This is a genomic window from Varibaculum cambriense DSM 15806 (assembly GCF_000420065.1).
Classification (GTDB): Bacteria; Actinomycetota; Actinomycetes; order Actinomycetales; family Actinomycetaceae; genus Varibaculum; species Varibaculum cambriense.
The window spans coordinates 1-26,380 of sequence record NZ_ATUF01000002.1; the positions used below are offsets into that span (position 1 = coordinate 1).

Sequence of the window (26,380 nt, forward strand, 5' to 3'; positions counted from 1 at the left end):
ACCGATCAGAAAGCAACCGCACCGCACGATCCTTAAACTCCTGAGAATACCTCTTAGACATATCCCTAATCCTCTCAAAAACGAGTAGGAACAAAACCCAGGACACTTCATCAGTTCGTCTGCGGCAACTCTGGAGTCGACAAAAGACTCGCTGGATGACTATGTCGACGACCTCTTACACGTTCGTCGCTCCACCAGTGATGCACTGGAAGGCGACACACACGTCACCTCTGTCATGATGATCAGCACAGCGATAGATTCTCTGGACGAGTGCGCAAATTCCCTGGGCAATTTCGTAGCTGCACTGAAAGCGTTTTCTGGCTCAATCCAAGCAGTTTGTGACGGCTTTAATCAAACACGAAGCGCGGCAGCCAGCAATGGGCTGATCCTCACAGCCGAGGAAATCCTTGAACCGATCCCACCCGTTGGCGACCCCAGTCCCACTGAAAGTGCCGAGTACAACAGGAAGGTCATGGCGTACAACGCTGCCTGGGAAACTGCTTACCAGCGGCGGCAAAGTGAGCAGGAAGCGCACGAGACAATGGACAGTGCCTGCGAAGACCGACTTGATTGGCTCGCAGATTTTATTAAGAGTCGCTTCCCACCAGCACTTGGGCTGGAGCTACCGTTGGCGCGAAGATCGGCGGTACAATCGGAGCGTTAGGTGGACCCGTTGGAATTCTCGCAGGCAGCCTTGTCGGCGGCGCACTCGGCTGATTCGCGGCATCAAAATTTGGGGATGCGCTGGGAGATGGCGCAATGTCACTCGTCTCCAAATTGTTCCATTGAGCTCACAACTGACGATCAGCGACCTAAAAGGAGGATACTGGCTTGATTGCCTTGGGATGTATTTTTGGGATCCTGATGGCTGTAATGTGGGCTTTGGCTATGTTCACTGACACATGGGCAGGACGTTTCTTCCGCAAGCAGGCTAAATGGCTCGGTTCCAAGAACTCGATCGCTCTTGGCGAGCCTTCGATTACTCTTTTCTTCTTCGCTGGTTCACTGGTTCTGGCACTAACGGGTGATCTGCCGGACAGCCAGCTTACCAAACCGGTATCCGCACTGATGCTGGCCCTGATTTTCATCCCCATTATTGGCATCATTCTCAGTTTCTTTAACTTTGACCTGCCTAAACAGATGTATCCAGAATGGCACCAGCAACGGCGGGAACAACGGGCATCACGCAACGATCAAAGGAACGAATCGCAATGAGCGGCATGACTTCTGATAATTCCACACGGATTCACGGACGCTTCGTCAGTGCTCTCATTCCAGAGGGGTGGGCGCAGCTGGAGCCGGAGAACCTGGAGGGTTCACGGTCACAGGGCAACTCGGCAATTGACTGCATCGCTGCTCCGGCGCCTGACGACCGCACTACCCGGCAGGCGGCGTACGCGCCGAACCTAGTCATCACTGTCGCGTCGGTTCCCGGCTACCTCAGCCAGATGGAGTGGCGAGACACCACGACGCATTCACTGCTCGACGAGATTCCGGGCTTCGTCCTGTTGGACCTGTCTGAAGTGGCCACGCAGAAGTGGAGGGGTTTCGCGCTCCTGGGGTGTTACATCCTCGACGACGAATCCATCCAGGAAGCGTGAGGGTGGGAATTCCTGCGGCGTGCCCCAGGCGGAGCGCTGCCCCGCCCTCGTCAGGTACAAACGTGAGCGCGCCCGCGTGATCGCCACATAGACAAGGCGGCGTTCTTCTTCGAGTTCGGCTTCTTCACCCAGGGAACGCTGGTGCGGGAAGATGCCGTCTTCCATGCCGGTGACAAAGACGACGGGGAATTCCAGGCCCTTGACGGTGTGGACCGTCATCAGTGTCAGTGAGTCGCCGCGCTCTTCATCAGATGGCACCTGGTCGGAGTCGGCCACCAGTGAGACACGTTCGAGGTAGTCGACCAACGTTCCCTCCGGTTCGCTTTGACGGAACGTGGTGGCAGCGGTGTGCAGTACAGACAGCTAACTGGCAAACCCATAGAACATTTCAAGGCCTGTCAATGGAGCGCCCTGATCGACCACGCCATCATCGGCGCAAACCAGATCCGGTTCATTTTTAGGACTGGGAAAGAAATCACGGTGGGGCTTTGAAAAGAAGGCAGGGCGCTAACATTGGATGCAAAATCGGGCTCTAATAACTTAGAATTCTTTACCTGCCATGATTTTTCGACTTATCCATAGTGATACTGCGGTAAGTACGATCGTCACGGTCAGTAAGATTCCTGCGTTTGTGAGTGGGGGTAGGGTTAAGGCTTTTGCTACCCATTCGAAGATTGCTTGCTTGTTGGAACCAACAAAGGATGATCCAGCGAACACCACGATGAATACCGCGACTAGAAAAAGCTTGGCTTTTTCTGGACCAAATTTGTAAAACAACGGTAGCTGAATAATGGTCAAAAGCAGAGTGACCGCAAAGGCGAAACTGGCCACCAAAACAGTATTTTTCCAAGGCATCTCAACCATTAAATAGGCAAGAACACCTGTAACCGCGAAAGCCACTATCCCAAGAGCGAGTGTAATCAGAAAATTTAAATTAACGAGTTCGTTTCTACTGATAGGTCCGGCAAGAATCGTTCGGTTCACCTTGGATTCAGCATCACGAGCAAAGGTGGCCGTAAAATAAAGCATCCCAATCACGCCAAAAATAAACGGAAAGATGATCAACTGGTTTGCATAAATCCCCACAACGCTGATCGCAACGAGCACCAGAGCTAGAACAGCTATATATGTACGATTGGCAATAAGGTCTTTATAAAATGCAGCTCTCACTGATCTTCTCCTTTAATCGTGTAGACCATTATGTCCTCAATCGTCGGTCTACCAGCTTGTGCACCAGCAGGAACTGCCTCGGTGCGGACGATTGCTTCTTGACCAAAATCATGACGGCGGCGCCCTAATACTTGCGTGGAATCAAGCTGGTTTGCCTGCTCATTGGTCAACGCTACGATTCGCCAAGAATCTAAGAGCTCGTCTTTTTGTTCCATGAACTTCAACTTTCCCTCACGGATGAAAGCTACGTAGTCAGCGGCTTTTTCAATATCGGAAACGATGTGAGACGAAAACAGAATCGAGTGGGTCGGAACTTCGATAAATTCGAGCATAATATCAAGCACCTCATCACGAATCACCGGATCCAAACCACTGGTAGCCTCATCAAAAATTAGTAAATCCGATGCATGGGAAAGTGCCATCGCTAGCCCCAGCTTCATCCGCATACCTCTAGAGAGTTCACCAACTCGCTTAGACGAAGCGAGATGAAAACGCTGCTGGTAACTAGCGTATGTCTGCCCATCCCAACTCTTGTACAGGCGCTTGCCGAACTCGCCAGCATTCTTAACAGTAAAACTATCCGGCAGGCTAATATCGTCAAATACTACCCCCACTCGTTCATGCGCTCGTGGGTGATCTGCACCTGCAGGCTGCCCCAAAAGGTTTATTGTCCCAGCATCGGGGTGAGCAAGACCTAAAATCAAACGCAGCGTTGTAGATTTACCGGCACCGTTCTCGCCCACGAAACCCACAATTGCCCCCTGGGGAACTTCAAGGTTAAGCGGACCGAGCGTGAATCCCGGATACTTTTTCACTAGTCCGTTGATTTCAATCACATTCATCGGATCCTCCTAATAAATCAATCAGCTCTTTCAGATCAGAAACAGACAAGCCAGCAACCCGAGCCGAGGCGAGGGCGGATTTCAAATAGTCTTCGACTTTTTTACGCTGCTCTTCCTTGAGCAGTTCAGTGTTTTTAGAAGCGACAAAGCTACCTCGCCCCTGTACGGAATCAATGAAACCCTCTAGCTCTAGCTCGTCATAGGCGCGCTTGGTAGTAATCACCGACACGCGAAGCTGTGATGCCAAACGCCGGATCGACGGCAGCTTGTCGCCGGGCGCTACCTGATCGTTGATTATTGCCGCTTTGAGCTGATTCTTAATCTGAGCGTAAATCGGATCAGAACTTGCATTACTAACGATGATATCCACAAACACCTCCTAGTGTTTATAGTGTACATGAACACTAGGACGAATTATGTAGAACAGTCCACATTCAGAGAAACATTTCAAACGCCATAACGCTCAACAGGGAAAACATGATACTAGGTAACGCAGAAGGGTACTTATCATACCTGACGTCTAGCGAAAAGTAGTTGCTAGACTTTTAGACACGCGGTAGTATGTTATACAAGGAACATGGTTAAGCAAGGAGGGGGTTGTGTCTGAGTCACAGTTACGCAAGGGCGCGGTTGAACTGGTTGTCCTTGGATTACTTTCGTCTCGTCCTTCTTACGGAGGGCAGCTTGTAGAGCGTTTTCGCGAGGAAGCGGGATTGGAGATTTCTACGGGTACGTTATATCCGCTGCTCGCGCGGCTACGTAAATCAGGGTTGGTAGTTACGGCTTGGGAGGAGTCTCCGATAGGGCCGCCGAGGAAGATTTATAAGCTCGCAAAATCTGGGAAGAATCGCTTATTGCAGATGCGCCGCGAGTGGGAGGCGCTTGATTGTGCTGTGAAGCGAACAACGCAGAAAGGAATACAGTAATGAAGTGGTTCGATAAGGACGCAGAAGGGCAGGCGCGAGTTTTGGGGATGCCTGTCTCCGGGCTATGGTTAGGGCGCTCTGATGCTGCGTTGGATGGTTTTGAACCAGAGAATCCGCGCTTGTTCATTCCTCGAAAATACGGACTGGGTTGGGACATTAATCTGGGTGCTGTTGGTGTGCGTTTAGGGCTAATTCGACCCGATGATTCTCTACCGGACTTGGCCAACTATGTCCCCACACGTCTAAAGCGAGGCATTAGGCTCACCACTATTGCTGGTGGGATTGGGGTTGCGTTCTTGGCGGTACTCGTTAGTCGCAAGGAGCAGGTCCTCCTCCAGCGCTCAACACGCAGAGGGTCTGAAAGATTTATTACCGGCAGGCAGGCTGCGCTAGCTCCAGTGGTTTTAACGACCGTTGCAGCACTAGCACCACAGGTCTTCCGACGCGATGACCCCGAATCCGAAGATGCCGTGCGTTTGGCTAATCAGGCTGATCTGATGGGCGTTGAAGCCATGTCCATAGCCTGGCTTGCAGCAATGCGTCGGGCTGGCGACAAGCGGAAAATGACCCGCCGGTCGATGGTGCCCATTGTTGTTTTATGGCCCCTCGTTGCTGGCGCTTGCCAACTCGCTTATGTAAAAACCGCGTTAACCAGGGTAAAAACCCGGCTACATAATTCAGGAGACAAGTAATGAACCCTATAGATAAACTGTTGGATCTGCCGACCCCAGCATTAATAGGAGTTTGCATCCTTATAGGAGTGCAACTGATAGCGGTGGTCTGGTCTTTGATTTGCTTGCTGCGCGATAAGCGAACTCACATTGCCGGTTTAAATCGCCTAGTGTGGCTCTTGGTTATCCTCTTTGGCCAACTGATTGGGCCAATCGTCTTTTTGGTTATGTACTTTCACGAACAAAGACAGCTTAAGGTACAGCGTGAATATGAACAGAAAGCTACAGCCAAGCATCACCAGGTTGATGCGAGTTCAGTGGTAAGCAAGCTGTATCCGAAGGAATGAACATGGATTTAGCAGTCTGTACTAAAGATTTGTCCAAAACCTTCGGTAAGCACCAAGTACTAACCAACATAAACCTTCGAGTTCCTACCGGCTCCTGTTATGGGTTTGTGGGAGCGAACGGGGCTGGCAAAACCACCACCATGAGGATCCTTGCAGGACTGGCCGGAGCCAGTAGTGGCAGCGCCACCGTGCTGGGAGTTAGCCGGGGCAAACTTCCCGTCAAACCGATCCCTGGCGTGTCTTACCTGACTGATGTCCCCCAGATTAGCCCCTGGCTTAAAGCCAAGGATGCGCTCATCACTCTCGCCCGCCTTGGTGGAATCTCCCCAGACCTTGCAGCCGAAAGAAGCGACGAACTACTCAATCTGGTTAACCTCGACAAAGCCCCCGGAAGAATCGGCTCCTTTTCTAGAGGCATGAAGCAACGGATGGGAATAGCAGCAGCACTCGTTACTGCCCCGAAACTACTACTGATAGACGAACCAACCAGTGCTCTTGACCCGATCGGGCGAGCAGATGTCCTGGGGATACTACGCGAGTTAACCGGGCAGGTAACGATAGTATTTTCCTCCCACATCCTCAGCGATGTCGCTAAAGTCTCTACCCACGTGGGGATCTTGCATCGCGGTAGCCTGCTAGCCCAAGGCCAGTTAGGCGAGCTGGTCAATCAGCAAACTAAACACGTTACCCTTGATGTCACGGTGCGTTCAGACGTTGCCACCGCCGTGGCTAAGGCTATCTATAGCCTCGATTCTGCCGCAAAGATTCACCCCACCTTTACCGGCTTAGATGAACTTTTCACCAAACTAACTAAGGACGGCGGTAAAAAATCGTGAATACCTCGAGTTTCAGATTGATCTGGCGCTATCAAGCTGTATGGCTCCTACGCTCCTATGGGACATGGATTATAGGTGGGGTATTCGTTATCCTTGCTCTCACCCAAGGATTGTTTACCCAATACACGCCGCGAATCATCAGATTTCTGGCTGGATCAGAAGTAACCACGCTAATACAGTCACTACCAGAACCCTCCTGGCAGCAAGCCTACGCGGGATGGATAAAGAACCTTACCCAAATTCTTACCGTAATCCTTGTTGCAATGAACTCATTTCGTTGCAGCGTGCTTACCGGCAATGGTGACATTCCTTTTATTTTCCCTGGTAGCGTGCAGCGCTCTCACTACCTCATCAGCTTTGCTATCAGCAGCTGGATATCTACCCTATTCCTTGCAGTCTTCAGCGCTACCCTGGCTTGGGCAGGAACATCACTGTTATTCCCAGGCGCTAATCCCGCCCCGATAATATTGGCTAGTTTGGTATGGGCGCTACAAATCATTCTCATTCACGCAACCCAAACGGTCGCAGCCACTTTTAAACCAGGCATCGGCATGCCCCTTGCGGCCGGATTTGGAGCCTACCTACTAATAACGATGTCAGCGATATTTATCCAGGAGGGCAACAAAACTCCCCTTGGCCTCGCCCCCATAATCAACAACCTCGCTCAAGACACACTCCAGGCACCTTGGCTCTGGCCAATCACCAGCAGCCTGCTGCTAATCATTGCGCTGCTTTTCACCGCCACTTACGTATACAACAGAGTAGAACTTAACTAAAAGCCAAACACGGGCAACGCAAATAGATCCGATTCAAAAGTAGAAATAGAACCACCATCACAAGCACTACAGCGAACGCCACCTATCATCCGTTAGCGAGTTAAACCCTAAACCCCTATCTGAACAGGGAAAACACGATACTAGGTAACGCAAAATCCAAACCCGCTAACGCAGGCGATTTTTCACACCCCCCTAAGCGATACTCGCTAACGCAAAAGGGTACTTATCAAATCCGACGTCTAAGTGGAGCGAGTGACGGGAATCGAACCCGCATGACCAGCTTGGAAGGCTGGGGCTCTACCATTGAGCTACACTCGCAAGTGGCTTTCGCTTCGAGTTAACGGAAGCCGCGAAAAACAGTGTAACCTATTAGAGGTCAGAAAATAAAACTGACGGGGCGTGGCGCAGTTTGGTAGCGCACCTGCTTTGGGAGCAGGGGGTCGCAGGTTCAAATCCTGTCGCCCCGACTTTGCGATCTCCCGCGACCCATATCCGCATAGGCCGCGAGATTTCCTCTATTTACACCCCAATTCACCCCGCACAAAAAAGATATCTGTATTAAACGCTTGACACAGCCACCCCAGCAGAGTTACTGTATTACTACACTAATACAGTAAGGAAAGGAGGAGGCATGGAGCTAAACTCAGCGATTCCGATTTGGAGCCAATTGCGTGATGAGTTTTCTCGTCGGATAACTTCTGGAAGCTGGCCGCCAGGGAGCAAAATTCCCAGCGTGCGTGACCTCGCGCAAATGGTAGGAGCCAACCCAAATACGGTGCAACGTGCTCTATCGGAACTAGAGCGCGACGGACTGGCAGTATCAGAGCGCACCGCCGGACGGTTCGTAACCCAAGACCAGGACAAGATCTGGCTTACTCGCCAAAAAATATTCCTGGAGCATGCCAACCAGTTCGCCGCCACCATGAAAAAAGCTGGCGCTACCCTACCCCAAACACTCGACTTAGTAGAAAAACAATGGAAGAAGGGAAAATCTCATGACTGAAAATCAGTTAAACCAGTTCCCAACGCCTCCGGCCTCCAGCCCAGGCGCAAACCCCGAACAATTCACCAGGGCAAACCCTGCGAACAACCATACGCAAACGCAGACACCTCCTCCCGCCATTGAAGTAAAGGGAGTATCGAAGTTCTACGGATCCCAAATCGGACTGGCTAACGCCAACCTAACTTTGCCCTCCGGGGGCATAGTTGGCCTCATGGGGCCAAACGGCTGCGGAAAAACCACCCTAATGAAAATCTTGGCTGGGGTTATGCAGGATTACGAGGGCGAAGTCCGGCTTTTCGGGAAAACTCCCGGAGCTGAGACCAAAGCTTTTACCTCCTACCTCCCCGACAGTTCTTTGCTGGCAGATAATCTCACCCCGCGCGCGGCAATCCGCCAATACCAAGATTTCTTTACTGACTTCGATTCCGCGAAAGCCTACGAAATGGTAGATTTTTTCCGCCTACCAGCCGAGCGGAAGCTATCTGCCATGTCCAAGGGTATGCGCGAAAAGCTACAAGTCGCGCTAATTATGTCACGAAATGCGCACGTCTATCTGCTAGACGAGCCCATTAGCGGAGTCGATCCAGCGGCCCGGGACGTGATCTTGCGGGCAGTTATTTCCCGGTTTAACCCCCAGGCAGTAATGCTGCTATCGACCCACCTGATTAACGACGTGGAATCCATAGTCTCTACTGCGGTATTCATGTCCGCAGGACAAGTATTTTTAACCGGAGACGCAGACCAACTCCGCAGTACCTATCAAACCAGCCTGGATGGACTCTTTAGGGGGATGTACCGATGATTACTAAAATAATGAAACATGATTTCCTGGCGCTACGTAAACCGTTAGGAATCACTGTAGCTGTGGCAATAGGTACCGTCCTGTTATCCGCGATAGCCATGGTGATCTTACGTAACGGCATCGGGATCTTCCTAGTATTTCTAGCTTTCCTAGGACTACTAGCCGCCTACCTGGTTTATTCAATAATCCTTTTGGTTCATTATTACCGTTCGATGTACGGAAAAACCGGGTATTTCACCATGTCGATCCCGGCTCGTCCTATCGAGCTATTTTGGGCAAAAAGTATCTTCAACCTCTTAACTCTCTGCTTCTTTGCACTACTGTTTTTTGGCGGAGGATTACTGTTGATCACAGCTGTATTTTTGGGTGACGCTACTGGCTCCGGCCTTAAATCCTTCTTTACCACCACAGAGGTCTGGCAAGTAGCTTTTCTGGTTCTAACGGCTCTAGTACTATCCTCCATTGTCGGTGTTTTCTCCTACCAGTTCATAGTTACTGCTGGCAACGCGAGACCTTTCCTGGATCGTTTCGGAAAAATTGGCGGCCCGATACTAGTGGCAGTGCTGCTCTACGTGGGAATACAAATTATTAGCTTCCTACTACTGTTAGTCCCCGGGCAGATGATATTTTTCGCCCCCAACTCCCCGTTTATCTCTTTCGATTGGGGAAGCCCCCTCTTCGACCAGGTACTCCCCTCTAATGACGCCCAGATCGTGGAACCAGCGGTAATTTCGATCTGGTGGCTACTCGTCACCACCGTCCTTACGATAGTCGCGGGTTATATCACCGCTAAACTCCTGAAAAAAGGCACTTCCCTACGCTAAGGAAAGTGAAGGACAGAAGATCCCTCGGTATCCTCCGAGGGATCTTCCTCAGGGAAGCATAAAACCTAAAACCATAAACGAAAGCCCCTAGCAGGAAACTCTGCTAGGGGCTTTTTCTTAACTTCGAGTTTTACTCGAAATCGTCTGCCGGGCTGTACAACCCCAGCTTTACGGCTTTGGCCAGGTGACGAGGTGCCACATAGGAACGTCCATCATTGCCCTTGACCGAAGTAAGCTGGGGTGCCTTGGCTTTCCAAGCAGACCGCCGGGTGCGGGTATTCGCACGAGACATTTTGCGCTTTGGTACTGCCATCACGGACTCCTCTAACTAATACAAATAGAAAAATAACCTCTACAACTGTGCCATTTATGGCGGAAAGATTCCAGTTTCAACCATGTGATTTGCACCGCGAGCACGCTTTATCTACCCCAGACAGAATCGAGAAAAGCTATTTTTATTGCCGAGGAAGCCCTCGTCGTAATCCTAAAAGCTTGCCCTGACCCGCCTTACTAATAGATAAGATCAAGCTATGCGCACTATCTACGCCCCGGCCCACAGCGAAATCGAGATTAAGCGTTCCCGCTTTATCGCCTCCCTAGCGCGCACCGATTCTGAGCAGGCCGCCCGCGAGTTTATCGCCCAGATTCGCCGCGAGTTCCCCGATGCTCGCCACCACTGCACCGCTTTTATCATTCACCAAGATATTGGCCCCGACACCACCCGCAGTAGTGATGACGGGGAACCGGCAGGTACTGCCGGAGGCCCGATGCTAAACGTGTTAACCGAATCGGGACTAACTAATTTAGCCTGCGTAGTTACCCGCTATTTCGGGGGTACCAAACTGGGTACGGGCGGGTTAGTGCGCGCCTATTCCGGGGCGGTGCAACAAGTATTGGAGGCCGCCCAAACGGTGCGGATAGTTACCCAGCCTTCCTACCAGCTGCATTTACCGATCGGGGAAGCCGGAAAGATCGAGGCAAAACTGACCCAAAACGGCTACCAGATCCTGGCGCGCGACTTTGCCCAGGATGCTACCTTGCGCTTTTCGGCCCCGCTGGAAACTACCCAATCGCAAATTGAAAGCTACTTATCAAGCATTAGCGGGCGAGAAATCAGCGTAGAGATGGCGCCGGATATTACTCGCGAAGTGCGAGAATAATCGCCCTAGCGAGCGGGTTTATTAGGCCTTGACGCTACCTTGCTTAACCTGGCTATAACGCCAGCCTCGGGTAGCAAACCGTCATGCCCTGGGCAGGAGAACCCTGGCATCTAGCAGCAATCCTCAGATTTTACTGAGCGCATAAAAGTTGCACCCTCAAAAGTTAAGATGTTAGAACTTGAAGTAAGCAAGTTTTCACGACAGATCGGAGAGGCAAATGCGTTTTCCCGCCATCTCTCGCTGTCGTCTATGTATCTAGGGGCACCCCGCCGACCGCTAAGGCGCGGGTTGTCCCTCGGGGCAGAAAACTATTTTCGCCCCGATTCCCGACTTTTATAGCTGGCTTCCCAGCATCCTTCAGCACTAAAAATCTTTTAAAGGAAAAGCATGAATATCGCAAAAGACGTAACCGAATTAGTAGGCCACACTCCCCTAGTTAAAATCAATCACTTGCTACCGGCAGACTTTGAGGGCGAAGTGGTAGCCAAAGTTGAATCCTTCAACCCCGCCTCCTCAGTTAAAGACCGAGTGGCGCTAGCGATGATAAACGCCGCCGAAGCTTCCGGAAAGTTAAAGCCGGGCGGCACTCTGGTGGAATCCACCTCCGGAAACACCGGAGTGGCCTTAGCAATGGTGGGAGCGGCCCGCGGCTACAAAGTGGTAATCACTATGCCCGAATCTATGTCCAAAGAGCGCCGCGCCCTGATGCGTGCCTTCGGAGCCGAGTTGGTATTAACCCCGGCCGCAGCAGGCATGCAAGGAACGGTGGATGCGGCGCAAAAAGTAGTGGCCGAACGCGAAGGAGCCATTTTGGCTTCCCAGTTCACCAATCCCGCCAATCCCCAAGCTCATTTTGAAACCACTGCCGAAGAAATCTGGGCAGATGCCGACGGCCAGGTTGACGTGTTCGTTGCCGGAATCGGAACCGGAGGCACCGTCACCGGAGTGGGGCGGCGTCTAAAGGAACTAAACCCCAATATCCAAATTTTCGGGATTGAACCGGCCGAATCCGCTCTGCTAACTACGGGAGAGGCCGGCGCTCACGGCATCCAAGGTATCGGAGCAAACTTTGTGCCGGATATTTTGGATTCGAAAGTGCTGACTAAAGTTCTCACAGTTAAAACTGGGGACGCTATCGCCATGGCACGGAAAGTTGCCGCTAAGGAGGGACTGCTGGTAGGAATTTCCGCTGGTGCAGCCTTGATGGGAGCATTGCGTTTAGCGCAAAGCCTTGATATGAAAGGTAAACGTATCGTGACTTTGCTACCCGATACTGGCGAGCGTTACCTAACTACCCCGCTGTTTAAAGATTTGATGGACTAGGAGCAACCATGGCGAAGCCGGAACCGACTTTAATCCAACTGTGCAAAGAAGACCTAGCAGCAGCTATTAACTCGGATCCGGCTGCCCGCAATGCCCTAGAGGTGGCACTAACTTATCCGGGAGTACATGCGGTTTGGGCGTACCGCCTGGCGCATATGTTGTTTAAGAAAAACTTTAAACTTCTGGCCAGGATAGTTTCTTCAATTTCCCGCAGCTATACCGGGGTAGATATTCACCCGGGAGCGCGCCTGGGGCGCCGCCTCTTTATTGACCACGCCAACGGAGTAGTAATCGGGGAAACCACCAAGATTGGCACCGATTGTGTACTCTTTCACCAGGTCACCTTGGGTGGGGTATCGATGTCGAAAGGCAAGCGACACCCCACCCTCGGAGACCGGGTGATGGTGGGAGCTGGCGCCAAAGTACTCGGCCCCATCCACGTGGGATCCGATGCCAGGATCGCCGCCAATGCGGTGGTGGTACGCGATGTACCGGCCGGATGTTCCGCGATTGGGGTTCCCGCGCGGGTTTCCCCCGGCTGCAAACAGCAAAAGGCCGCGGAACTGATTATTGACCCCACCTTGTTTATTTAGCGGCTAGCGGCGGCGTCCGCGAAAAACACCCTTGCGAGGATGCCGCAGCTAGGCAACCAGCTGACACCCGCTCATGTTTCCCCCAGAGCGTAAGGATAGTGGCATCGGCATTAACCGGTTTAACAGTGGATTAAAAAGTTCTTCATGGTGAACATATCGACCCGGCAACCACGGTCTTCCACTACAATTTAGGCAACCAGCTACCTGCGGAGGAAAAATGATTAACACGGTTCCGGAAATAGTCGCCGGAATAACTCGCGGAGACGCCGACACCTGGGAACAGGCTCGCGCCCTGCTCACTGACTACTACTGTCAAAGAGACAATCCCCGGATTACTTTGTTTTCCCTGACCTCAAAATTTTCTCCTAGTTTCCCCCTGCAACCGCAAATGGCGGCTGCCTCTTGGGAGGGTGGCTTAAATCTGCGAGATTGCGATCTGCTAGCGCTGGCGAATCTAGACCTTCAGCTAGACAGCAAGGGCTTAGATCAACTTTTTACTTCCGAGCCTTTGCCGGAATTAATGGCTCAGATCCCGGCCGACACCCAACTAGTAGATATTGCCGATCAGGTTTTAGAAACTGAGACCGGACCGTTAGCGCAGATCTGGGCGGCACTAACTAAAGATCCACTGGTGTTAAAGCCCAAGGCGGCAGCGGCGCTCTTGGCTCGGCTACGTCCCGCGGCACTCCCCCTCTTTACTAAGGATGACCGCCGCCCCTGGGGAGAAGTCACAGATTATGTGCAATTTTGCCAAGATCTTCAAGGATTACTGCTAGCCGAACGCGGCCGATTGGCTCACCAGCTTTACTATCTGCGTGAATCTTTAGAGCTGCCCGCGTGGGTTTCTCAGGTACAGCTTTTACAGGCGTTGGTGTTCGCGGCTTCGCAGGAGCAGCGGGCAGCCGAAAAAGAGCGGCTCCGCCAAGAAAAAGCTACTCGCCGCCAGGAAAAGGCGGAGGAAAAACTCCGTAAAAAACTGGCTAAGCGCACCAAGAAACAGCTTAAGAAACTCGAGAAGCAGCAGGATGCTCGGAGCAAAGCTCAAAAGCTGGCCGAGGAAAAAGCCCAGCAGGCGCAGCGCGAAGAGGATGAAAAAACCGAGAAGGAACGCCAGGGAGTAAAAACGGGCTTAGATCCCCTCCACTTGGGTCCTGAAGAACCTACGGATCTGGGGAATTCGCGCGCAGCTCGTGGCCGACGGGGCCGCCACGTACGCGGCGAGGACAGCGATGATGGTTTCATCTCTACTGACCCGGTCTCCCTACCGCGTTAACCAAGCTAGGTAAATCTTTTTCCTGCCCCTTAGCTCGCCGTTGCAGCTAAGGGGCAGCAACTTTTTACCCCTCCCCCTAAGATGAAACTATGACGAGTTTTGATCTGGAAACCTACTCCCAAGGTTTAATTGACTTTATTAGTGCTTCTCCCTGCGCCAGTTTCGCTGCCCACACTCTGGCCGAAATCTACAGCTCCCAGAGGTTTAAACCAGTTGACCCCACCAGGGCTTGGCCAAAAAGTCCGGGACGCTACTTTTTACGCCGTAAAGGAGCCCTCATTGCCTGGATTATACCTACCGGTTCCCCCCAGGGGTTCCGGATTATTGGTAGCCACACCGACTCCCCGGCCTTCAAACTAAAGCCCACCCCCGATAGCCTCAGCCCCGATGGCTGGGGACAGCTGAACGTAGAAGTTTATGGAGGAATGCTCCCTAACTCTTGGTTAAACCGGGAACTAGGAATCGCCGGGATCATCTATGACTGCACTGGGAAAACCCACCAGGTGAGCACCGGGCCAATCGCTACTATCCCCCAACTAGCTCCCCACCTGGATCGAGAATCCGCTAACCGCCTGGAATTAGACCGGCAGCAACACCTGCGTCCCCTCTGGCATGTAGGGGGATCCCCAAGGAAAATTCTGGACCTAATTGCTGAACAGGCGGGACTTAGCAGCTCCGCTGAAATCTCTAGCCACGAACTCTACACTTTCGATACCCATGCCCCGCAGCGGCTGGGAACCGATGGAGAGTTTCTAGCCTCCGCCCGGCAAGATAATCTGCTGTCGGTCTACAGCGCCACGAAGGCACTATTGAGCCTCGCTGACGCGGATTTTGCGGGAGAAAATATTTTAATTAGCGCGGCTTTTGACCATGAGGAAGTAGGATCCCATACCGAAACTGGGGCTGCCGGTCCGCTACTGGAACAGGTGCTGCGCCGCTGCGCCCGCGCCACGGGTGAATCGGAAGCCTTTGAACGGATGTTAGCTGCGTCCTCGTGCCTATCTGCCGATGTTGCCCACTCGGTAAACCCCAACTACCCCGAAAAACACGACCCCGATACCCGACCAGTAATGGGAGCTGGTCCGGTACTCAAGCTCAACGCCTCCCAGCGCTATGCCACTGATGCGGCGGGCTGGCATATTTGGGAGGACGCAGGTAGACGCAGCGGGGTTAGCACTCAACGCTTTGTGTCAAAGAATACAGTCACCTGTGGGTCAACTATCGCCCCCATGACAGCGACTCGCCTCGGAATCACCACTATTGATGTGGGAGTCCCGATTTTGTCAATGCATGCTGCCCGGGAAATGTGTGCCCTTAGCGACCAGGTAGAAATGACGAAGATAATGCGGTCTTACCTGCAAAAATAACTATTAGTGGTGGGCCATACTGGTTTCGAACCAGTGACCTCTTCCGTGTGAAGGAAGCGCGCTACCCCTGCGCCAATGGCCCTTGAACTCAAACCACGTTACCGGATTTTGGGGGCGCAATCCAAATCCGCCAATCTTCTGGTACGCTTCTTTTAGCACGGGAGCTTTCGAGCTGAGAGGAAGCAAAACGCTTCGACCGTTACACCTGATCCAGGTAATGCTGGCGCAGGAAGCTGGTTCACCTGTGCACGGATATAGGAGGCGCAGATGGATCGAGAACAGCAACTGGAAGTGGTCAATAATTCCTGGCCACCTCTTTCCGCCAGTCAAGCTGCCAAAGTCCTGAGGGAAATCCCGGATTTTCGCGAGGAGCGAATCGCAAGCCTCTGCCCTTCTGCCCGCCCTATGGCGGCCGCTTGCCTAGTAACTACCGCTAACGGCAAGCAAGTATTTTTAAAGCGCTACCACCAAAATCTCGTGAGCTCCGCCGAGTTGGAAGCTAAGCACTCCTTTGTCAATCAACTGGCCAACAAAGGCTTTCCCACCCCGCGTTTCTTCTGTTTTAACCAGGGCGACAGCACCCTGACCACCGGAGAGTGGATTATCGAGGCCTCCGCCGGCGCTGCCGGGCAAGACCGCTACCGCGACCTGCGCTCTTGGTTACCTCCAAAAACCAGGGAAGAAGCCGTGGAACTGGGCAGAGTTGCCGCCCGACTCCGTATCGCTAGCCAAAAAATTCAGCCTCCTCAACTGGAGCCTGGCCCCTATCAAAACCGGATAGAACTCCTACTGGGAGATCCCCGGCCCAAGCTAGCAGGCTTCTTAAAAGCTCACCCGGTACTTGCTAACTATCTGCAAGACAGTGGCTACGATCTAGCGACCTCACTAGAGCCTTTGCGTCCTTTTGCGTGCACGCTTTCTCCCTTAGCACAGGTTCCCCGCTACTTTACCCATGGTGACCTGCACGTTTCTAATGCTTTTTGGGAAGGAAACAGCGTATCTTCCCTAATTGATTTCGGGCTCGCTTGCCCCAATCCCCCACTTTTTGACCTGGCAGTATTACTGGAACGCCACAGTATCGACTGGATCAGTATTACCGAAGGGAAAACCGATAGTTACTGGCCGCAGGTAGCCTGCGACTTACTAACCGGATACGAACAGATCTTCCCCCTGCCGGCGGAGGAAATCGAGATGCTCGGTCCTCTGATTGCTCTTTGTAACGCCGAGTTCTCCCTTTCTGCCATCGAATATGACCTGCTGGCTCCGATTGAGCCACAGCTAAAAAACTGGGCCTGGGATATCGGATTCCAGGGTCATAGCCAGTGGTTCCTGACCGAACCTGGCAAAAAATATTTGTCCCTTATCAACCAACTAGCGAAAGAAAAAGCATGCGAAAAATAGCTACCGCTTTAGCCTGCACCCTGGCTCTAACTCTGGCGGGGTGTGCCACGGGATCTAGTTCCGCAACTAGAGATCCCGAACTAAAAAACACTTCGGTTATTCTGGACTGGACCCCGAACACTAACCACACCGGGATCTATGTTGCCCAAGAAAAAGGTTTTTATCGGGAAGCCGGATTAAATGTAAAGGTAGTGCCTTTTTCTAAGAGCGGTGTGGAATCGGTAATGGCCGCCAAAGGTGCCGATTTCGGCTTCTCCGGCACCGACTCAATTGCCTCAGCGAAAGCCTCTAACCTGGGCATCAAAATGGTATTCAACCTGCAACCAAAATCCTCTTATATGGTGGGATTTTTAGATAAAGCTGATATTCAACGTCCCCGGGATCTGGATGGTAAAACCCTCGCTGATTTTGGGGGCGGGTTTCAACACATTGCCACCAGGATGCTGATTCAAAAGGACGGCGGCAAAGGAGATTTCAAGAAAGTAGTCGCCGGCGCCCAAACCCTGCAAGCAGTAGAACAAGAACGCGCCGACTTTGCGGAACTCCTCTCTACCTGGGAAGGGATCGAGGCCGAACAGAGCGGATATAAGCTCCGCTACTTTGATTACGGAAAGTTTGGTATCCCCACCACCCCAGCTCTCCTAGGGGTTTCAACCCGGGAAGACCTCATAAAAGAAAACCCGAAACTGGTGCGTGCTTTCGTGCAAGCTACCCAGAAAGGCTACCAGTGGGCTATTGATCATCCCCAAGAAGCTGCCCAGATTTTAGTCAAAGCGAACCCGCAGGCAAAGTTAGATTCAAAACTAGCTGAGGCCTCACAGGCATTACTATCTAAAGACTATTGGCCAGATGCCACTGGCGGGGTTGGCCATGCCGATATGGATAAGTGGCAGAGCTACCTGGACTTCATTATCGAGCAAAAGCTAGTTTACGACGGGGATGGAAAACCTTACACGCAAAAGATTTCCGCCCCCGAGGTAGTAACCAACGAGTTCCTAGCTAAGACCAGCAGTAAATGAAAAATCACTCGCGTCTAGTTGCCGTCGGCCTCGTCCTCTTATCCCTGGCATTATGGGAAGCTATTTGCCGCCTAGGGCAAGTTAACCCCAAGCTATTGCCTGCCCCCAGCGTAATTTTTAGAGCCGGGATAGAGGATTGGCCGGCGGCTTCGCTAGCCACGCAAGTAACCTTAATAGAGGTACTGGCAGGTACCTCGCTAGCAATTATTTGCGGAGTAGTTATCTCTTTCCTCCTGTGGAGTGCAAAAACTTTCGGGAAAGCGGTAATGCCCCTGTTGGTAATCTCGCAAACCATACCGATAGTGGCGATCGCTCCTCTGCTGATCATCTGGTTCGGTTTTGGCGCAACCTCTAAAATCTTGCTAGTAGCATTATTCGGGATTTTTCCGATTATTGTGGCTTTTTCTAAAGGACTTACCGCTCCTTCTCGTGACCAGATTGATGTCGCGCGCTCTTTAGGCGCCTCCCCCGCCTGGATTTTCTCCCACTTGCGAATGCCGGCAGCTCTTGGGGATTTTATGACCGGACTGCGCATCGCGGTCACCTACGGGCCAGCCACCGCCGCGACCGCCGAGTTTGTAGGGGCAGAAAATGGCTTAGGGATTTATCTACTCACCGCTCAAGGATCTTTCCGGACAGAACTAGTGTTCTTTGGAGCTGGAATCTTGACCCTAATGACCTTGGCAGCCTATCTGCTGGTAGAACTGGCTGAACTAGTATTGATCCCCTGGAAGAAGGCAAAATGAGCCTACTAGAAATATCAGCAGTAACTAAAAAATTTACCACCCCGCCGCTGACCGCCCTGGAGAAGGTGGGGATGAGCATCAGCGAAGGAACAGTAACTGCCCTGGTGGGTCCCTCGGGTTGTGGTAAATCTACCCTACTGCGCATAATAGCCGGTCTCACCTCCCCCAATCAGGGAAAAATCTCTTGGTCAGTACCGAATCCCCTGGTTGCGCTCATGCCGCAACGCGATGGGTTATTTTCTTGGAACACTATCGAAGATAATGTGGCCCTGCCCTTACGTATCCGGGGAGTGCCCCGCCGGAAAGCCCGCGAGCGCGCCCACGCCCTCCTCGCCCAGTTCGAGCTGGAACAATTTTGTCGCGCCTACCCGGCACAACTTTCCGGAGGGATGCGTTCGCGAGTAGCCTTCTTACGCACGATGCTGGCTGAACCTACCTTAGTCGCTTTAGATGAACCTTTCGGGGCTCTCGATCAGATAACCCGGGCTCAAATGCAACGTTGGCTCTGGCAAGCCACCCGTACCCAAGGATTAACTCTGCTATTGGTAACCCATGATATTGCTGAAGCAGTAACCCTAGCTGACCGGGTACTGGTGATGTCAGAGCGGCCAGGCAGGATTACGGCTGATATTGAGATTGAAATTCCCGAACGTGCAGAATTTTTATCGACAGAGTCACCGAAAGCTGCGACTGCATTAAGTCATGGGGCGGGGCTACGCACCACCCCGAATTTTGTTAAAGCCTATAAAGAAATTGAAAGTGCCCTGTGGGGCAAAGAAAAAAAATAGGGAGTAGAAATGGAATTAACCCGAATTCGCATGGAATATGTAGTTACCTGGCCTAATCATGCGGGTCTATTCGTGGCTCGCAAAAAAGGCTGGTATCAAGAGGGAGGCTTAGATGTTGACATCTCTTGGGATGGTTTTGATCGGGGAACACCGGCACAACTAGCCGCCAAAGGAGAGTTTCAGTTTGCTTCCATTAGGTTAGGGGAACTGCTCGAAACTCGTCACAGCGAGCATCCCTTCGTAGCCGTTGCTACTTTCAATCAAAACCAGTTAGGCGGGGTGATTACTCGCGAGGAGAACGGAATCCATCGTTTTCGAGATTTAGAAGGTAAAACTGTATCTATTCCGCCGGTTGAACGCCTCAAACAGATGGTGGTGGAAGCGGTAGAGAAAGATGGTGGCGATTTTTCCAAAGTTAATGTCGTAGACCCCGGAGTATTCGAACCGGATATTCGCGCAATTGAAAAGGGCAAATACGACGCCCTCTTCAATGTGTTGGGTTGGGAAGCTTACCAGGGCAGTAAACCCTTCTCCGGGGTTGTGCAACTATCCTTCGACGAGGTGGGAGTTACTCCTCACCATGCCTATTTCTTGTGTGTGGAGGAAAGTTATCTGCGTAGCCACGAAGATCAGGTGAGAGCATTCTTGGCGGCTACCAGCCGCGGATACGATTTTGCTCGCGACAATCAGGCAGAAACCGTCGATATTCTAGCTTCAACTATGTGTGCGAGTGAAGAGGACGTGCTCACTGCTTCCCTGGCCTATATGGCTCCCTCCTGGCATGCACCCTCGGGGCGTTGGGGAGAGATGGATGCCGAAATAGTACGTTCCTACACTAAGTGGATGAGCGAAAACGGCTTTACCACCGCTACCTTAGCGGACGTGGAGGACGCTTACACTAACGATTACCTGCCCGAAAAGTAAGCATCGTCAATAGAGTTTTCGGCTCGGGTACCTAAGTTTGCTAGCAAAACTAGCAGGTATCCGAGCCGAAACTTTTTGGTCCTTAGTCCTGTTGTGGATTAGCTTTCTGGTGGCGCTGAGAGTACCAAATAGACAACAGCGCGGTACCTACGAGGACAACTAGGATATAGCCCATCGAAAAGCCAATAGAAGGTTCCGGGACCACCTGCGCCCATTTTTCTATGCCCAAGAAGGGGGCTTCGTGGGCGGCATGGATTATCAGTTTCACCCCGATGAATCCCAGGATTAAGGCCAGGCCGTAATGTAGGAACGCTAGGCGTTCTAAGAGCCCATCTACCAGGAAGAACAATTGTCGCAGCCCCATCAATGAGAAAGCGGTAGCGGCGAAAACAATGAAGGGGTGTTTAGTTAGGCCGAAGATCGCGGGGATGGAGTCAAAGGCGAACATTAGATCCGCAGACCCGATCGCGATGATCACCAAGAACATGGGGGTTACGTAGGTCTTTCCGCGGTGCCGGTAGAGCAGTTTAGCTTCCCGGAAGCCTTCGGAGACCGGCAGCACCCGCCGCACCAGGGTAGTGAATTTATTTTCCTGGTACCCTTCTGCAGATTCCCCCTCGTCCTCTTTGGTTATCCCTTCCCGCGCCTGACTGATCGCGGTGTAGATCAGGAACAGACCGAAGAGGTAAAAGATCCAGGCGAACTCGTTGATCAAAGCGGCGCCTATCAGGATAAATGCTAGGCGCAATACCATGGAGATTATGATTCCTAGCATGATCACTTTTTGCTGATAGGCGCGGGGAACTTTGAAACCATTCAAGATAATAATGAATACAAACAGGTTATCCAGGGAAAGCGACCATTCGGTGATCCAACCGGCCCAATACTGTGCGGCTAGATTCAGGTCCCATTGCAGCCAAACTACTAACCCGAAGGCGGCCGCAATCGCCATATAGATACCGGACCAGATAGCGGCCTCTTTAATAGTGGGTTCGTGAGCTTTGCTGACGTGTCCGCGGAAATCAACTATCAGCAGCGCCAGAATAATCACTGCCAGCAACAGCCAGTTCCACCAGTGAATTACCTCGTGTCCAGGGGTGGCATTAAGCTCAGGCATCAGACCCATGCAGCGTTCTCCATTTCGTTGGCGTTGTCTATGCTCAGGTCTTCTTCCGCCTTTTCAGGCCCAACCAGCCGGGCAAGTTTGCCGTGATGACGACTGGCCTGTTAATGGAAGTACTCCCCTTCCGGATTTACTTTCTTATTCTAACGTGTTTTAGACGTAACCCCGAACCGTGATCTGGCCAATGACGCCTCTCCCAATAGGTGCCGATAATCGCTAGTCCGGTCAGGGAAATCGCGCTGCAGGTAACCACTACCAGCCATTGTGCGAAAGATAGGATTTCTAGGGCGAAGAAGTTTCGCACCACCGGTATCGTAATCGCCGCGATTACTAGGGTGATCATGGCTACAACTAGACCTCCGCGCCAACTGCGTAGCGGCTGAGACAGGATAGCCAGTAGCCCCAGTGCCCCGATTGCCAACACAATAGTAGCCGCCGAAGTAGCGGCCTCGGTGCGCCCCAACCATAGGTAGGCGCCAATCGAAGTGGATCCACACAGCAACCCCGCCGGTATGGATAGCTGGCCCACCCTACGCAAGAAACCGGGACGGTAGCGGCGGTTGGAGGGCGCAAGGGCTAAGAAAAACGCGGGGATTCCGATAGTGCTAGAGGAGATCAGGGTCAGGTGCCGGGGCAGATAGGGGTAGCGAATACCTAAAATCCCGACTAAGAGTGCTAGCAGGGCCGCATAGGTAGTTTTTGACAGGAACAAGGTAGATACCCGCTCCATATTTCCCAGTACGCGTCGTCCCTCCCCTAACACTTGGGGCAGGGCCGCGAATTTAGAATCTAGCAGGACTGCTTTCGCCGCGGACTTGGTGGCTTGGGCAGCGTTTCCCATGGCAATCCCCAAATCTGCATCCTTTAAAGCCAGAGCATCATTTACTCCATCTCCGGTCATCGCCACGGTTTTTCCCGCGGCCTGTAAGGCTTGCACCAGGGCGCGTTTTTGTTCCGGAGTAACCCGGCCAAATACCCGATGTTTTTCCAGAATTCGCGTGATCCCGGGGGCGTCCTCCGGTAGCTTTCGAGCGTCAAAGCCTTCGGTCTTAATCCCCACTCGTCCTGCCAAAGCGGCTACTGTCTGCGGGTTATCCCCCGAAATAATCAGAACATTTACCCCTTCTTGGCGGAAAAAGTCCAAGGTTTGCGCCGCATCTTCGCGCAGGCGTTCGGCGAGCACTATTAACGCGCTCAGCCGCAATCCCGATGGTATAGCGGGATGCTCCGGGTCGATTTCCTGATTTTTAGCCTGTGCCAACGCCAGGACTCGTACCCCTTGCCTAGCCCAGGTCGCGGTTTGTTCTAGCGCGGGACCGTCAGCTGCCAATATAATTTCTGGCGCTCCCAACACCCAGGTATCACCCCCGCTGACCACCGCTGACCATTTACGAGCAGAATCGAAGGGCACTAGCAGCGGGTTCTCCAAAGCCGGCGGCATAGTTTCCAAATCGTTAACTATCCGATCATAGATAGCTGCCGAAGTGTCATTTTCGCGCTCGCGGGTCAAAGCTTGCAGGGCGGCGGGCGCCCCTGCAGCTAAATCACCAGCCGACACTAGTTTATTTTCACCGGGGAGGGCGAAGCCGCGCGCCGCAATCTCCCCAGTAGTAAGGGTGCCGGTTTTGTCTAGACAAAGAGTGTCTACTCTGGCCAGGACTTCTACTGCCGGCAATTCTTGGATTAGCACCCCTTGACGCGCCAGTTTTAAGGAGGCCGCCGCGAAGTTTATAGAGGTGAGCAGCACCAGACCTTGAGGAATCATCCCCACGATTCCCGCTACTGCCGCCACTACTACCGGTCCGATATTCCCCCAGTTGACCTGGTTAAGTCCCCCCAGGTTACGAATTTGCGCTGCCCCCAGGAGGACAATCACCAGCGGTAAACAATAGGTGATGACTTTCAGAATTTTGTTGATTCCTTCTTCCAATTCCGAATGTGCCATCTGGAATTTTTTAACTTGCAGCGCCATCTCGTTCGCCCAAGAGTGGCTACCAACCGCGCTAACCTTTACGTATCCATCTCCGGCTACCACCGCGGCACCGGAAAAAATTTCTTCGCCCTTGGCTCGCGCTCTCGGAACTGATTCCCCAGTGAGGTTAGATTCATCCAGATAGAGGCCACTGGTGGCAACCACGGTCCCATCGGCAGGCACCTGGTCTCCCCGTCGCAAATGCAACAAGTCCCCCTGCACAATCTGGCGGGGAGAGATTTCTCTTTCTGCCCCACTTCGCACCACCATTACCGGGTTTTCTTGCAGAATACTGATTTTTTCCAGCACCCTTTTGGCCTTGAGTTCGCTAATGATGCCAGTGAGCGCATTGACCACCATCACGATCCCAAAAACGGTGTCTGCCCAATGACCGAAAATCAAGGTGACTACGATACAGCTCGCCAAAATCGCATTAAATAAAGTAAACACATTGGCGCGCAGAATCTGCCAGACTGTACGGGTAGCTCGCGGGGTGAACTGGTTAACCAATCCGGCCTGCTTAAGTTTAGCGACCTCGTCCTCGCTGAGTCCTGCCAAAGCGCCTTCCGGTAGTTCGCTAAGCTCTTCCCCACTTACCGAGGGCGTTAATGCTGGTTGTGTATTTCCCGACGCGGGAAAGGGAGGAGTTATCGCGTCACCCTGAGTAGAGGGGCCGTGACCTTTTTCGGTTTCGCTCAATTCGCCTCCCGCATTTGCCGTAATTCTTTCTTAAGATCGCGCACTTCATCTCGCAGCCGCGCTGCCACCTCGAATTGTAGCTGCCGGGCTGCCTCTTGCATCTGCGCGGTGAGCTCCGCGATTAGCTCCACTAGGCTGGATTCATTTTGATCTGCCAGCCGTTCACGCACGTCCTGCCCGGTCTGCCGGCGGGTCTGCGCATCGGGTCCACTACCCGCGCCTCGATACCCGGTACCTAGTAGGGACTCGGTATCAATTTCTTCGCGCGCCAACATATCGGTGACATCCGCGATCTTCTTACGCAGCGGCTGGGGGTCAATCCCGTGCTCGCGGTTATAGGCCAGCTGTTTTTCTCGCCGCCGCTCGGTTTCCTCAATCGCCGCCCGCATAGAATCAGTCACCTGGTCCGCATACATATGTACTTCCCCGGATACGTTACGCGCCGCGCGCCCTACGGTTTGGATCAGGGAAGTAGTCGAGCGCAAGAACCCTTCCTTATCGGCATCCAGGATCGCAACTAGCGACACTTCCGGCAGATCCAGGCCCTCTCGCAGCAGGTTAATCCCCACTAGCACGTTAAATTTGCCCATCCGCAGTTCCCGCAGGAGCTCCACCCTCCGCAAAGTATCCACATCGGAATGCAGATATTCCACCAATACTTCCCGCTCCGCCAGGTATTCGGTGAGGTCTTCGGCCATTTTCTTAGTCAAGGTAGTGACCAAGACGCGCTCGTCCTTTTCACTGCGCAGGAGGATTTCTTCCATCAGGTCATCGATTTGCCCCGCAGTCGGTTTAACTACGATCTTCGGATCAACCAGCCCGGTGGGGCGAATAATTTGTTCCACCACCCCATCGGAGCGTTCTAACTCATAGGGGCCAGGGGTCGCCGACAGATAAACGGTTTGCCCAATCCGTTCCTGGAACTCTTCCCATTTCAAAGGCCGGTTATCCATCGCCGAAGGCAGGCGGAAGCCGTAATCCACCAGGGTCCGTTTGCGGGACATATCCCCATGGAACATGGCTCCAATTTGGGGAACCGTCACATGGGATTCATCGATTACCAGCAGAAAATCTTCGGGGAAATAATCGAGGAGAGTGTTGGGAGGGCTGCCGGGCCCGCGCCCATCAATATGGCGGGAATAGTTTTCGATGCCCGCACAAGTACCGATCTCCCGCATCATTTCCAGATCGTAGGTGGTGCGCATCTGCAGGCGCTGTTCTTCTAAGAGCTTGCCTTGCTCACGGAAGTATTTCAGCCGCTGTCCTAACTCTTCCTCGATTCCGTCTATGGCGCGTTGCATCCGTTCTGGCCCGGCCACATAGTGGGAGGCGGGGAAAATAAACACCGAGTCTTCCTCGTCGATTACTTCCCCGGTGATGGGATGCAGAGTGGCCAGGGAATCAATTTCATCCCCAAACATTTCGATCCGGATCGCCATTTCCTCGTACATAGGAATGATGTCGATGGTATCGCCGCGCACCCGGAAAGTTCCCCGGGTAAAGGCCATATCGTTACGGGTATATTGCATGGTGATAAAGCGTTTAAGTAGTTCGTTACGCTCTATTTGCATTCCCACTTCTAAGGGCACCATCCGCGCCACATATTCTTGGGGGGTACCGAGGCCGTAGATACAGGAAACCGAAGACACCACGATTACGTCCCGGCGGGTGAGCAGAGAGTTAGTGGCAGAGTGCCGCAGCCTCTCGACCTCGTCATTTATAGAAGAATCTTTTTCGATATAGGTGTCAGACTGGGGTACGTAGGCTTCTGGCTGATAGTAGTCATAGTAGGAAACGAAATATTCCACGGCGTTGTCAGGGAAAAGTTCGCGCAACTCCGCCGCCATCTGGGCAGCCAGAGTTTTATTAGGCTCCATTATTAAGGTGGGGCGCTGCACCTTCTCTACCAGCCAGGCGGAGGTCGCCGATTTTCCGGTTCCGGTTGCCCCCAGCAAAACAATGTCTTTTTCCCCATTGTTAATCCGCTGCGTGAGCTCCGCAATCGCCTGCGGCTGATCCCCAGACGGCTTATAGGGCGCCTGCACTTTAAACGGCTTCTTAGCGCGGCGTAGATCCAGTTGCTCACTCACGTCCCCCAGTCTACTAGGGGCTTAGACAATAATCTTATTTGCGAGGACGCGGTAAGCGTTAAGAATCACGTCTTGGTGATTTGCTGGAAAGTAGCTGCCACCGA

At 52.6% G+C, this 26,380-nt stretch carries 27 protein-coding genes, 3 tRNA genes, 1 pseudogene and 1 riboswitch; of the genes and pseudogenes, 21 read left to right on the plus strand and 10 right to left on the minus strand.

The genetic code is table 11. The annotated features are described in order from the left end of the window. Positions 1 to 472: 472 nt before the first annotated feature. Both F605_RS11450 and F605_RS08940 read left to right on the plus strand, forming a co-directional pair. The gene (locus F605_RS11450; protein WP_162138262.1) at positions 473 to 664 is read left to right on the plus strand and encodes a hypothetical protein; all 192 of its coding nucleotides are present in this window, start codon (positions 473 to 475) and stop codon (positions 662 to 664) included. A 167-nt stretch (positions 665 to 831) separates the two neighbouring features. Further along, positions 832 to 1,215 (plus strand): hypothetical protein, encoded by a 384-nt coding sequence (locus tag F605_RS08940; protein ID WP_022863879.1) that lies wholly within the window; start codon positions 832 to 834, stop codon positions 1,213 to 1,215. A gap of 356 nt (positions 1,216 to 1,571) precedes the next feature. Here F605_RS08940 and F605_RS11190 read toward each other — a convergent pair. The 4 genes and pseudogenes from F605_RS11190 to F605_RS0100090 all read right to left on the minus strand — a co-directional run. Then, positions 1,572 to 1,964: pseudogene (locus F605_RS11190) on the minus strand (3'-5' exonuclease); the annotation flags it as partial. A 177-nt stretch (positions 1,965 to 2,141) separates the two neighbouring features. Beyond that, the gene (locus tag F605_RS0100080; RefSeq protein ID WP_022863883.1) at positions 2,142 to 2,771 is read right to left on the minus strand and encodes an ABC-2 transporter permease; all 630 of its coding nucleotides are present in this window, start codon (positions 2,769 to 2,771) and stop codon (positions 2,142 to 2,144) included. After that, a complete protein-coding gene (locus F605_RS0100085; RefSeq protein WP_022863884.1) occupies positions 2,768 to 3,613 on the minus strand; it encodes an ABC transporter ATP-binding protein in 846 nt (281 codons plus the stop codon). The genes F605_RS0100080 and F605_RS0100085 overlap by 4 nt, the downstream gene beginning before the upstream one ends. Then, positions 3,600 to 3,983: a GntR family transcriptional regulator gene (locus F605_RS0100090; protein WP_026420983.1), complete on the minus strand. Its 384-nt coding sequence runs from the start codon at positions 3,981 to 3,983 to the stop codon at positions 3,600 to 3,602. The genes F605_RS0100085 and F605_RS0100090 overlap by 14 nt, the downstream gene beginning before the upstream one ends. A 229-nt stretch (positions 3,984 to 4,212) precedes the next feature. Here F605_RS0100090 and F605_RS0100095 point away from each other — a divergent pair, with 229 nt between their 5' ends. Genes F605_RS0100095 through F605_RS0100115 form a run of 5 tightly spaced genes read left to right on the plus strand, consistent with a single transcriptional unit; the run spans position 4,213 to position 7,169 of the window. Continuing rightward, complete coding sequence (locus F605_RS0100095) at positions 4,213 to 4,539, plus strand: PadR family transcriptional regulator (RefSeq protein ID WP_022863885.1); 327 nt, start codon at positions 4,213 to 4,215, stop codon at positions 4,537 to 4,539. Next, positions 4,539 to 5,231: a DUF5808 domain-containing protein gene (locus F605_RS0100100; protein WP_022863886.1), complete on the plus strand. Its 693-nt coding sequence runs from the start codon at positions 4,539 to 4,541 to the stop codon at positions 5,229 to 5,231. Before F605_RS0100095 ends, F605_RS0100100 begins: the two co-directional genes overlap by 1 nt. Continuing rightward, the gene (locus F605_RS0100105) at positions 5,231 to 5,557 is read left to right on the plus strand and encodes a PLD nuclease N-terminal domain-containing protein (protein WP_022863887.1); all 327 of its coding nucleotides are present in this window, start codon (positions 5,231 to 5,233) and stop codon (positions 5,555 to 5,557) included. The genes F605_RS0100100 and F605_RS0100105 overlap by 1 nt, the downstream gene beginning before the upstream one ends. A gap of 2 nt (positions 5,558 to 5,559) precedes the next feature. Further along, on the plus strand, positions 5,560 to 6,393 hold the full coding sequence (locus tag F605_RS0100110) for an ABC transporter ATP-binding protein (RefSeq protein WP_022863888.1): 834 nt from the start codon (positions 5,560 to 5,562) through the stop codon (positions 6,391 to 6,393). Then, a complete protein-coding gene (locus F605_RS0100115; protein ID WP_022863889.1) occupies positions 6,390 to 7,169 on the plus strand; it encodes a hypothetical protein in 780 nt (259 codons plus the stop codon). The genes F605_RS0100110 and F605_RS0100115 overlap by 4 nt, the downstream gene beginning before the upstream one ends. A 244-nt stretch (positions 7,170 to 7,413) precedes the next feature. On the opposite strand, the gene F605_RS0100120 is transcribed toward F605_RS0100115, so the two are convergent. Then, positions 7,414 to 7,487: transfer RNA gene (locus F605_RS0100120), tRNA-Gly, on the minus strand. Between the two features lie 75 nt (positions 7,488 to 7,562). On the opposite strand from F605_RS0100120, the gene F605_RS0100125 reads away from it, so the two are divergent. From F605_RS0100125 to F605_RS0100140, 4 genes are all read left to right on the plus strand, one after another. Beyond that, a tRNA-Pro gene (locus F605_RS0100125) sits at positions 7,563 to 7,636 on the plus strand. 164 nt (positions 7,637 to 7,800) lie between these two features. Further along, complete coding sequence (locus tag F605_RS0100130; protein ID WP_022863890.1) at positions 7,801 to 8,172, plus strand: GntR family transcriptional regulator; 372 nt, start codon at positions 7,801 to 7,803, stop codon at positions 8,170 to 8,172. Next, on the plus strand, positions 8,165 to 8,974 hold the full coding sequence (locus F605_RS0100135) for an ABC transporter ATP-binding protein (protein ID WP_022863891.1): 810 nt from the start codon (positions 8,165 to 8,167) through the stop codon (positions 8,972 to 8,974). Before F605_RS0100130 ends, F605_RS0100135 begins: the two co-directional genes overlap by 8 nt. Further along, positions 8,971 to 9,798 (plus strand): hypothetical protein, encoded by an 828-nt coding sequence (locus F605_RS0100140; protein WP_022863892.1) that lies wholly within the window; start codon positions 8,971 to 8,973, stop codon positions 9,796 to 9,798. Before F605_RS0100135 ends, F605_RS0100140 begins: the two co-directional genes overlap by 4 nt. Positions 9,799 to 9,928: 130 nt before the next feature. Here the strand turns inward: F605_RS0100140 and rpmF are convergent, their stop codons facing one another. Further along, the gene (rpmF, locus tag F605_RS0100145; RefSeq protein ID WP_022863893.1) at positions 9,929 to 10,111 is read right to left on the minus strand and encodes a 50S ribosomal protein L32; all 183 of its coding nucleotides are present in this window, start codon (positions 10,109 to 10,111) and stop codon (positions 9,929 to 9,931) included. A 217-nt stretch (positions 10,112 to 10,328) separates the two neighbouring features. Between rpmF and F605_RS08945 the strand changes: the two genes are divergently transcribed. The 5 genes from F605_RS08945 to F605_RS0100170 all read left to right on the plus strand — a co-directional run bounded on the left by F605_RS08945 (position 10,329) and on the right by F605_RS0100170 (position 15,514). After that, positions 10,329 to 10,958: a YigZ family protein gene (locus F605_RS08945; RefSeq protein ID WP_022863894.1), complete on the plus strand. Its 630-nt coding sequence runs from the start codon at positions 10,329 to 10,331 to the stop codon at positions 10,956 to 10,958. Positions 10,959 to 11,345: 387 nt separating this feature from the next. Continuing rightward, a complete protein-coding gene (gene cysK, locus F605_RS0100155) occupies positions 11,346 to 12,281 on the plus strand; it encodes a cysteine synthase A (RefSeq protein WP_022863895.1) in 936 nt (311 codons plus the stop codon). Between the two features lie 8 nt (positions 12,282 to 12,289). Further along, a complete protein-coding gene (cysE, locus tag F605_RS0100160; RefSeq protein WP_022863896.1) occupies positions 12,290 to 12,874 on the plus strand; it encodes a serine O-acetyltransferase in 585 nt (194 codons plus the stop codon). A 217-nt stretch (positions 12,875 to 13,091) separates the two neighbouring features. Beyond that, entirely contained in the window at positions 13,092 to 14,147 is a 1,056-nt protein-coding gene (locus tag F605_RS0100165; protein WP_022863897.1) for a DUF6308 family protein, read from the plus strand. A gap of 89 nt (positions 14,148 to 14,236) precedes the next feature. After that, the gene (locus F605_RS0100170) at positions 14,237 to 15,514 is read left to right on the plus strand and encodes a M18 family aminopeptidase (protein WP_022863898.1); all 1,278 of its coding nucleotides are present in this window, start codon (positions 14,237 to 14,239) and stop codon (positions 15,512 to 15,514) included. A gap of 7 nt (positions 15,515 to 15,521) precedes the next feature. Here F605_RS0100170 and F605_RS0100175 read toward each other — a convergent pair. Beyond that, a tRNA-Val gene (locus tag F605_RS0100175) sits at positions 15,522 to 15,596 on the minus strand. Positions 15,597 to 15,661: 65 nt separating this feature from the next. Continuing rightward, positions 15,662 to 15,763, plus strand: a riboswitch (TPP riboswitch). An 18-nt stretch (positions 15,764 to 15,781) separates the two neighbouring features. On the opposite strand from F605_RS0100175, the gene F605_RS0100180 reads away from it, so the two are divergent. Genes F605_RS0100180 through F605_RS0100200 form a run of 5 tightly spaced genes read left to right on the plus strand, consistent with a single transcriptional unit; the run spans position 15,782 to position 20,392 of the window. Beyond that, the gene (locus F605_RS0100180; RefSeq protein ID WP_022863899.1) at positions 15,782 to 16,915 is read left to right on the plus strand and encodes a phosphotransferase enzyme family protein; all 1,134 of its coding nucleotides are present in this window, start codon (positions 15,782 to 15,784) and stop codon (positions 16,913 to 16,915) included. Beyond that, positions 16,903 to 17,934 (plus strand): ABC transporter substrate-binding protein, encoded by a 1,032-nt coding sequence (locus F605_RS0100185; RefSeq protein ID WP_022863900.1) that lies wholly within the window; start codon positions 16,903 to 16,905, stop codon positions 17,932 to 17,934. The genes F605_RS0100180 and F605_RS0100185 overlap by 13 nt, the downstream gene beginning before the upstream one ends. Next, entirely contained in the window at positions 17,931 to 18,680 is a 750-nt protein-coding gene (locus F605_RS0100190; protein ID WP_027723457.1) for an ABC transporter permease, read from the plus strand. The genes F605_RS0100185 and F605_RS0100190 overlap by 4 nt, the downstream gene beginning before the upstream one ends. Continuing rightward, positions 18,677 to 19,468, plus strand: coding sequence for an ABC transporter ATP-binding protein (locus F605_RS08950; RefSeq protein ID WP_081639073.1), 792 nt, complete (start codon positions 18,677 to 18,679; stop codon positions 19,466 to 19,468). Before F605_RS0100190 ends, F605_RS08950 begins: the two co-directional genes overlap by 4 nt. A 9-nt stretch (positions 19,469 to 19,477) precedes the next feature. Beyond that, a complete protein-coding gene (locus F605_RS0100200) occupies positions 19,478 to 20,392 on the plus strand; it encodes an ABC transporter substrate-binding protein (RefSeq protein ID WP_022863901.1) in 915 nt (304 codons plus the stop codon). Positions 20,393 to 20,474: 82 nt separating this feature from the next. Here F605_RS0100200 and F605_RS0100205 read toward each other — a convergent pair whose 3' ends face one another. From F605_RS0100205 to uvrB, 3 genes are all read right to left on the minus strand, one after another. Then, positions 20,475 to 21,518, minus strand: a complete 1,044-nt coding sequence (locus tag F605_RS0100205; protein ID WP_022863902.1) for a TerC/Alx family metal homeostasis membrane protein — start codon at positions 21,516 to 21,518, stop codon at positions 20,475 to 20,477. A gap of 127 nt (positions 21,519 to 21,645) precedes the next feature. Then, positions 21,646 to 24,186: an HAD-IC family P-type ATPase gene (locus F605_RS08955; protein WP_022863903.1), complete on the minus strand. Its 2,541-nt coding sequence runs from the start codon at positions 24,184 to 24,186 to the stop codon at positions 21,646 to 21,648. Next, the gene (uvrB, locus tag F605_RS0100215) at positions 24,183 to 26,276 is read right to left on the minus strand and encodes an excinuclease ABC subunit UvrB (protein WP_022863904.1); all 2,094 of its coding nucleotides are present in this window, start codon (positions 26,274 to 26,276) and stop codon (positions 24,183 to 24,185) included. Before uvrB ends, F605_RS08955 begins: the two co-directional genes overlap by 4 nt. Positions 26,277 to 26,380: the final 104 nt, after the last annotated feature.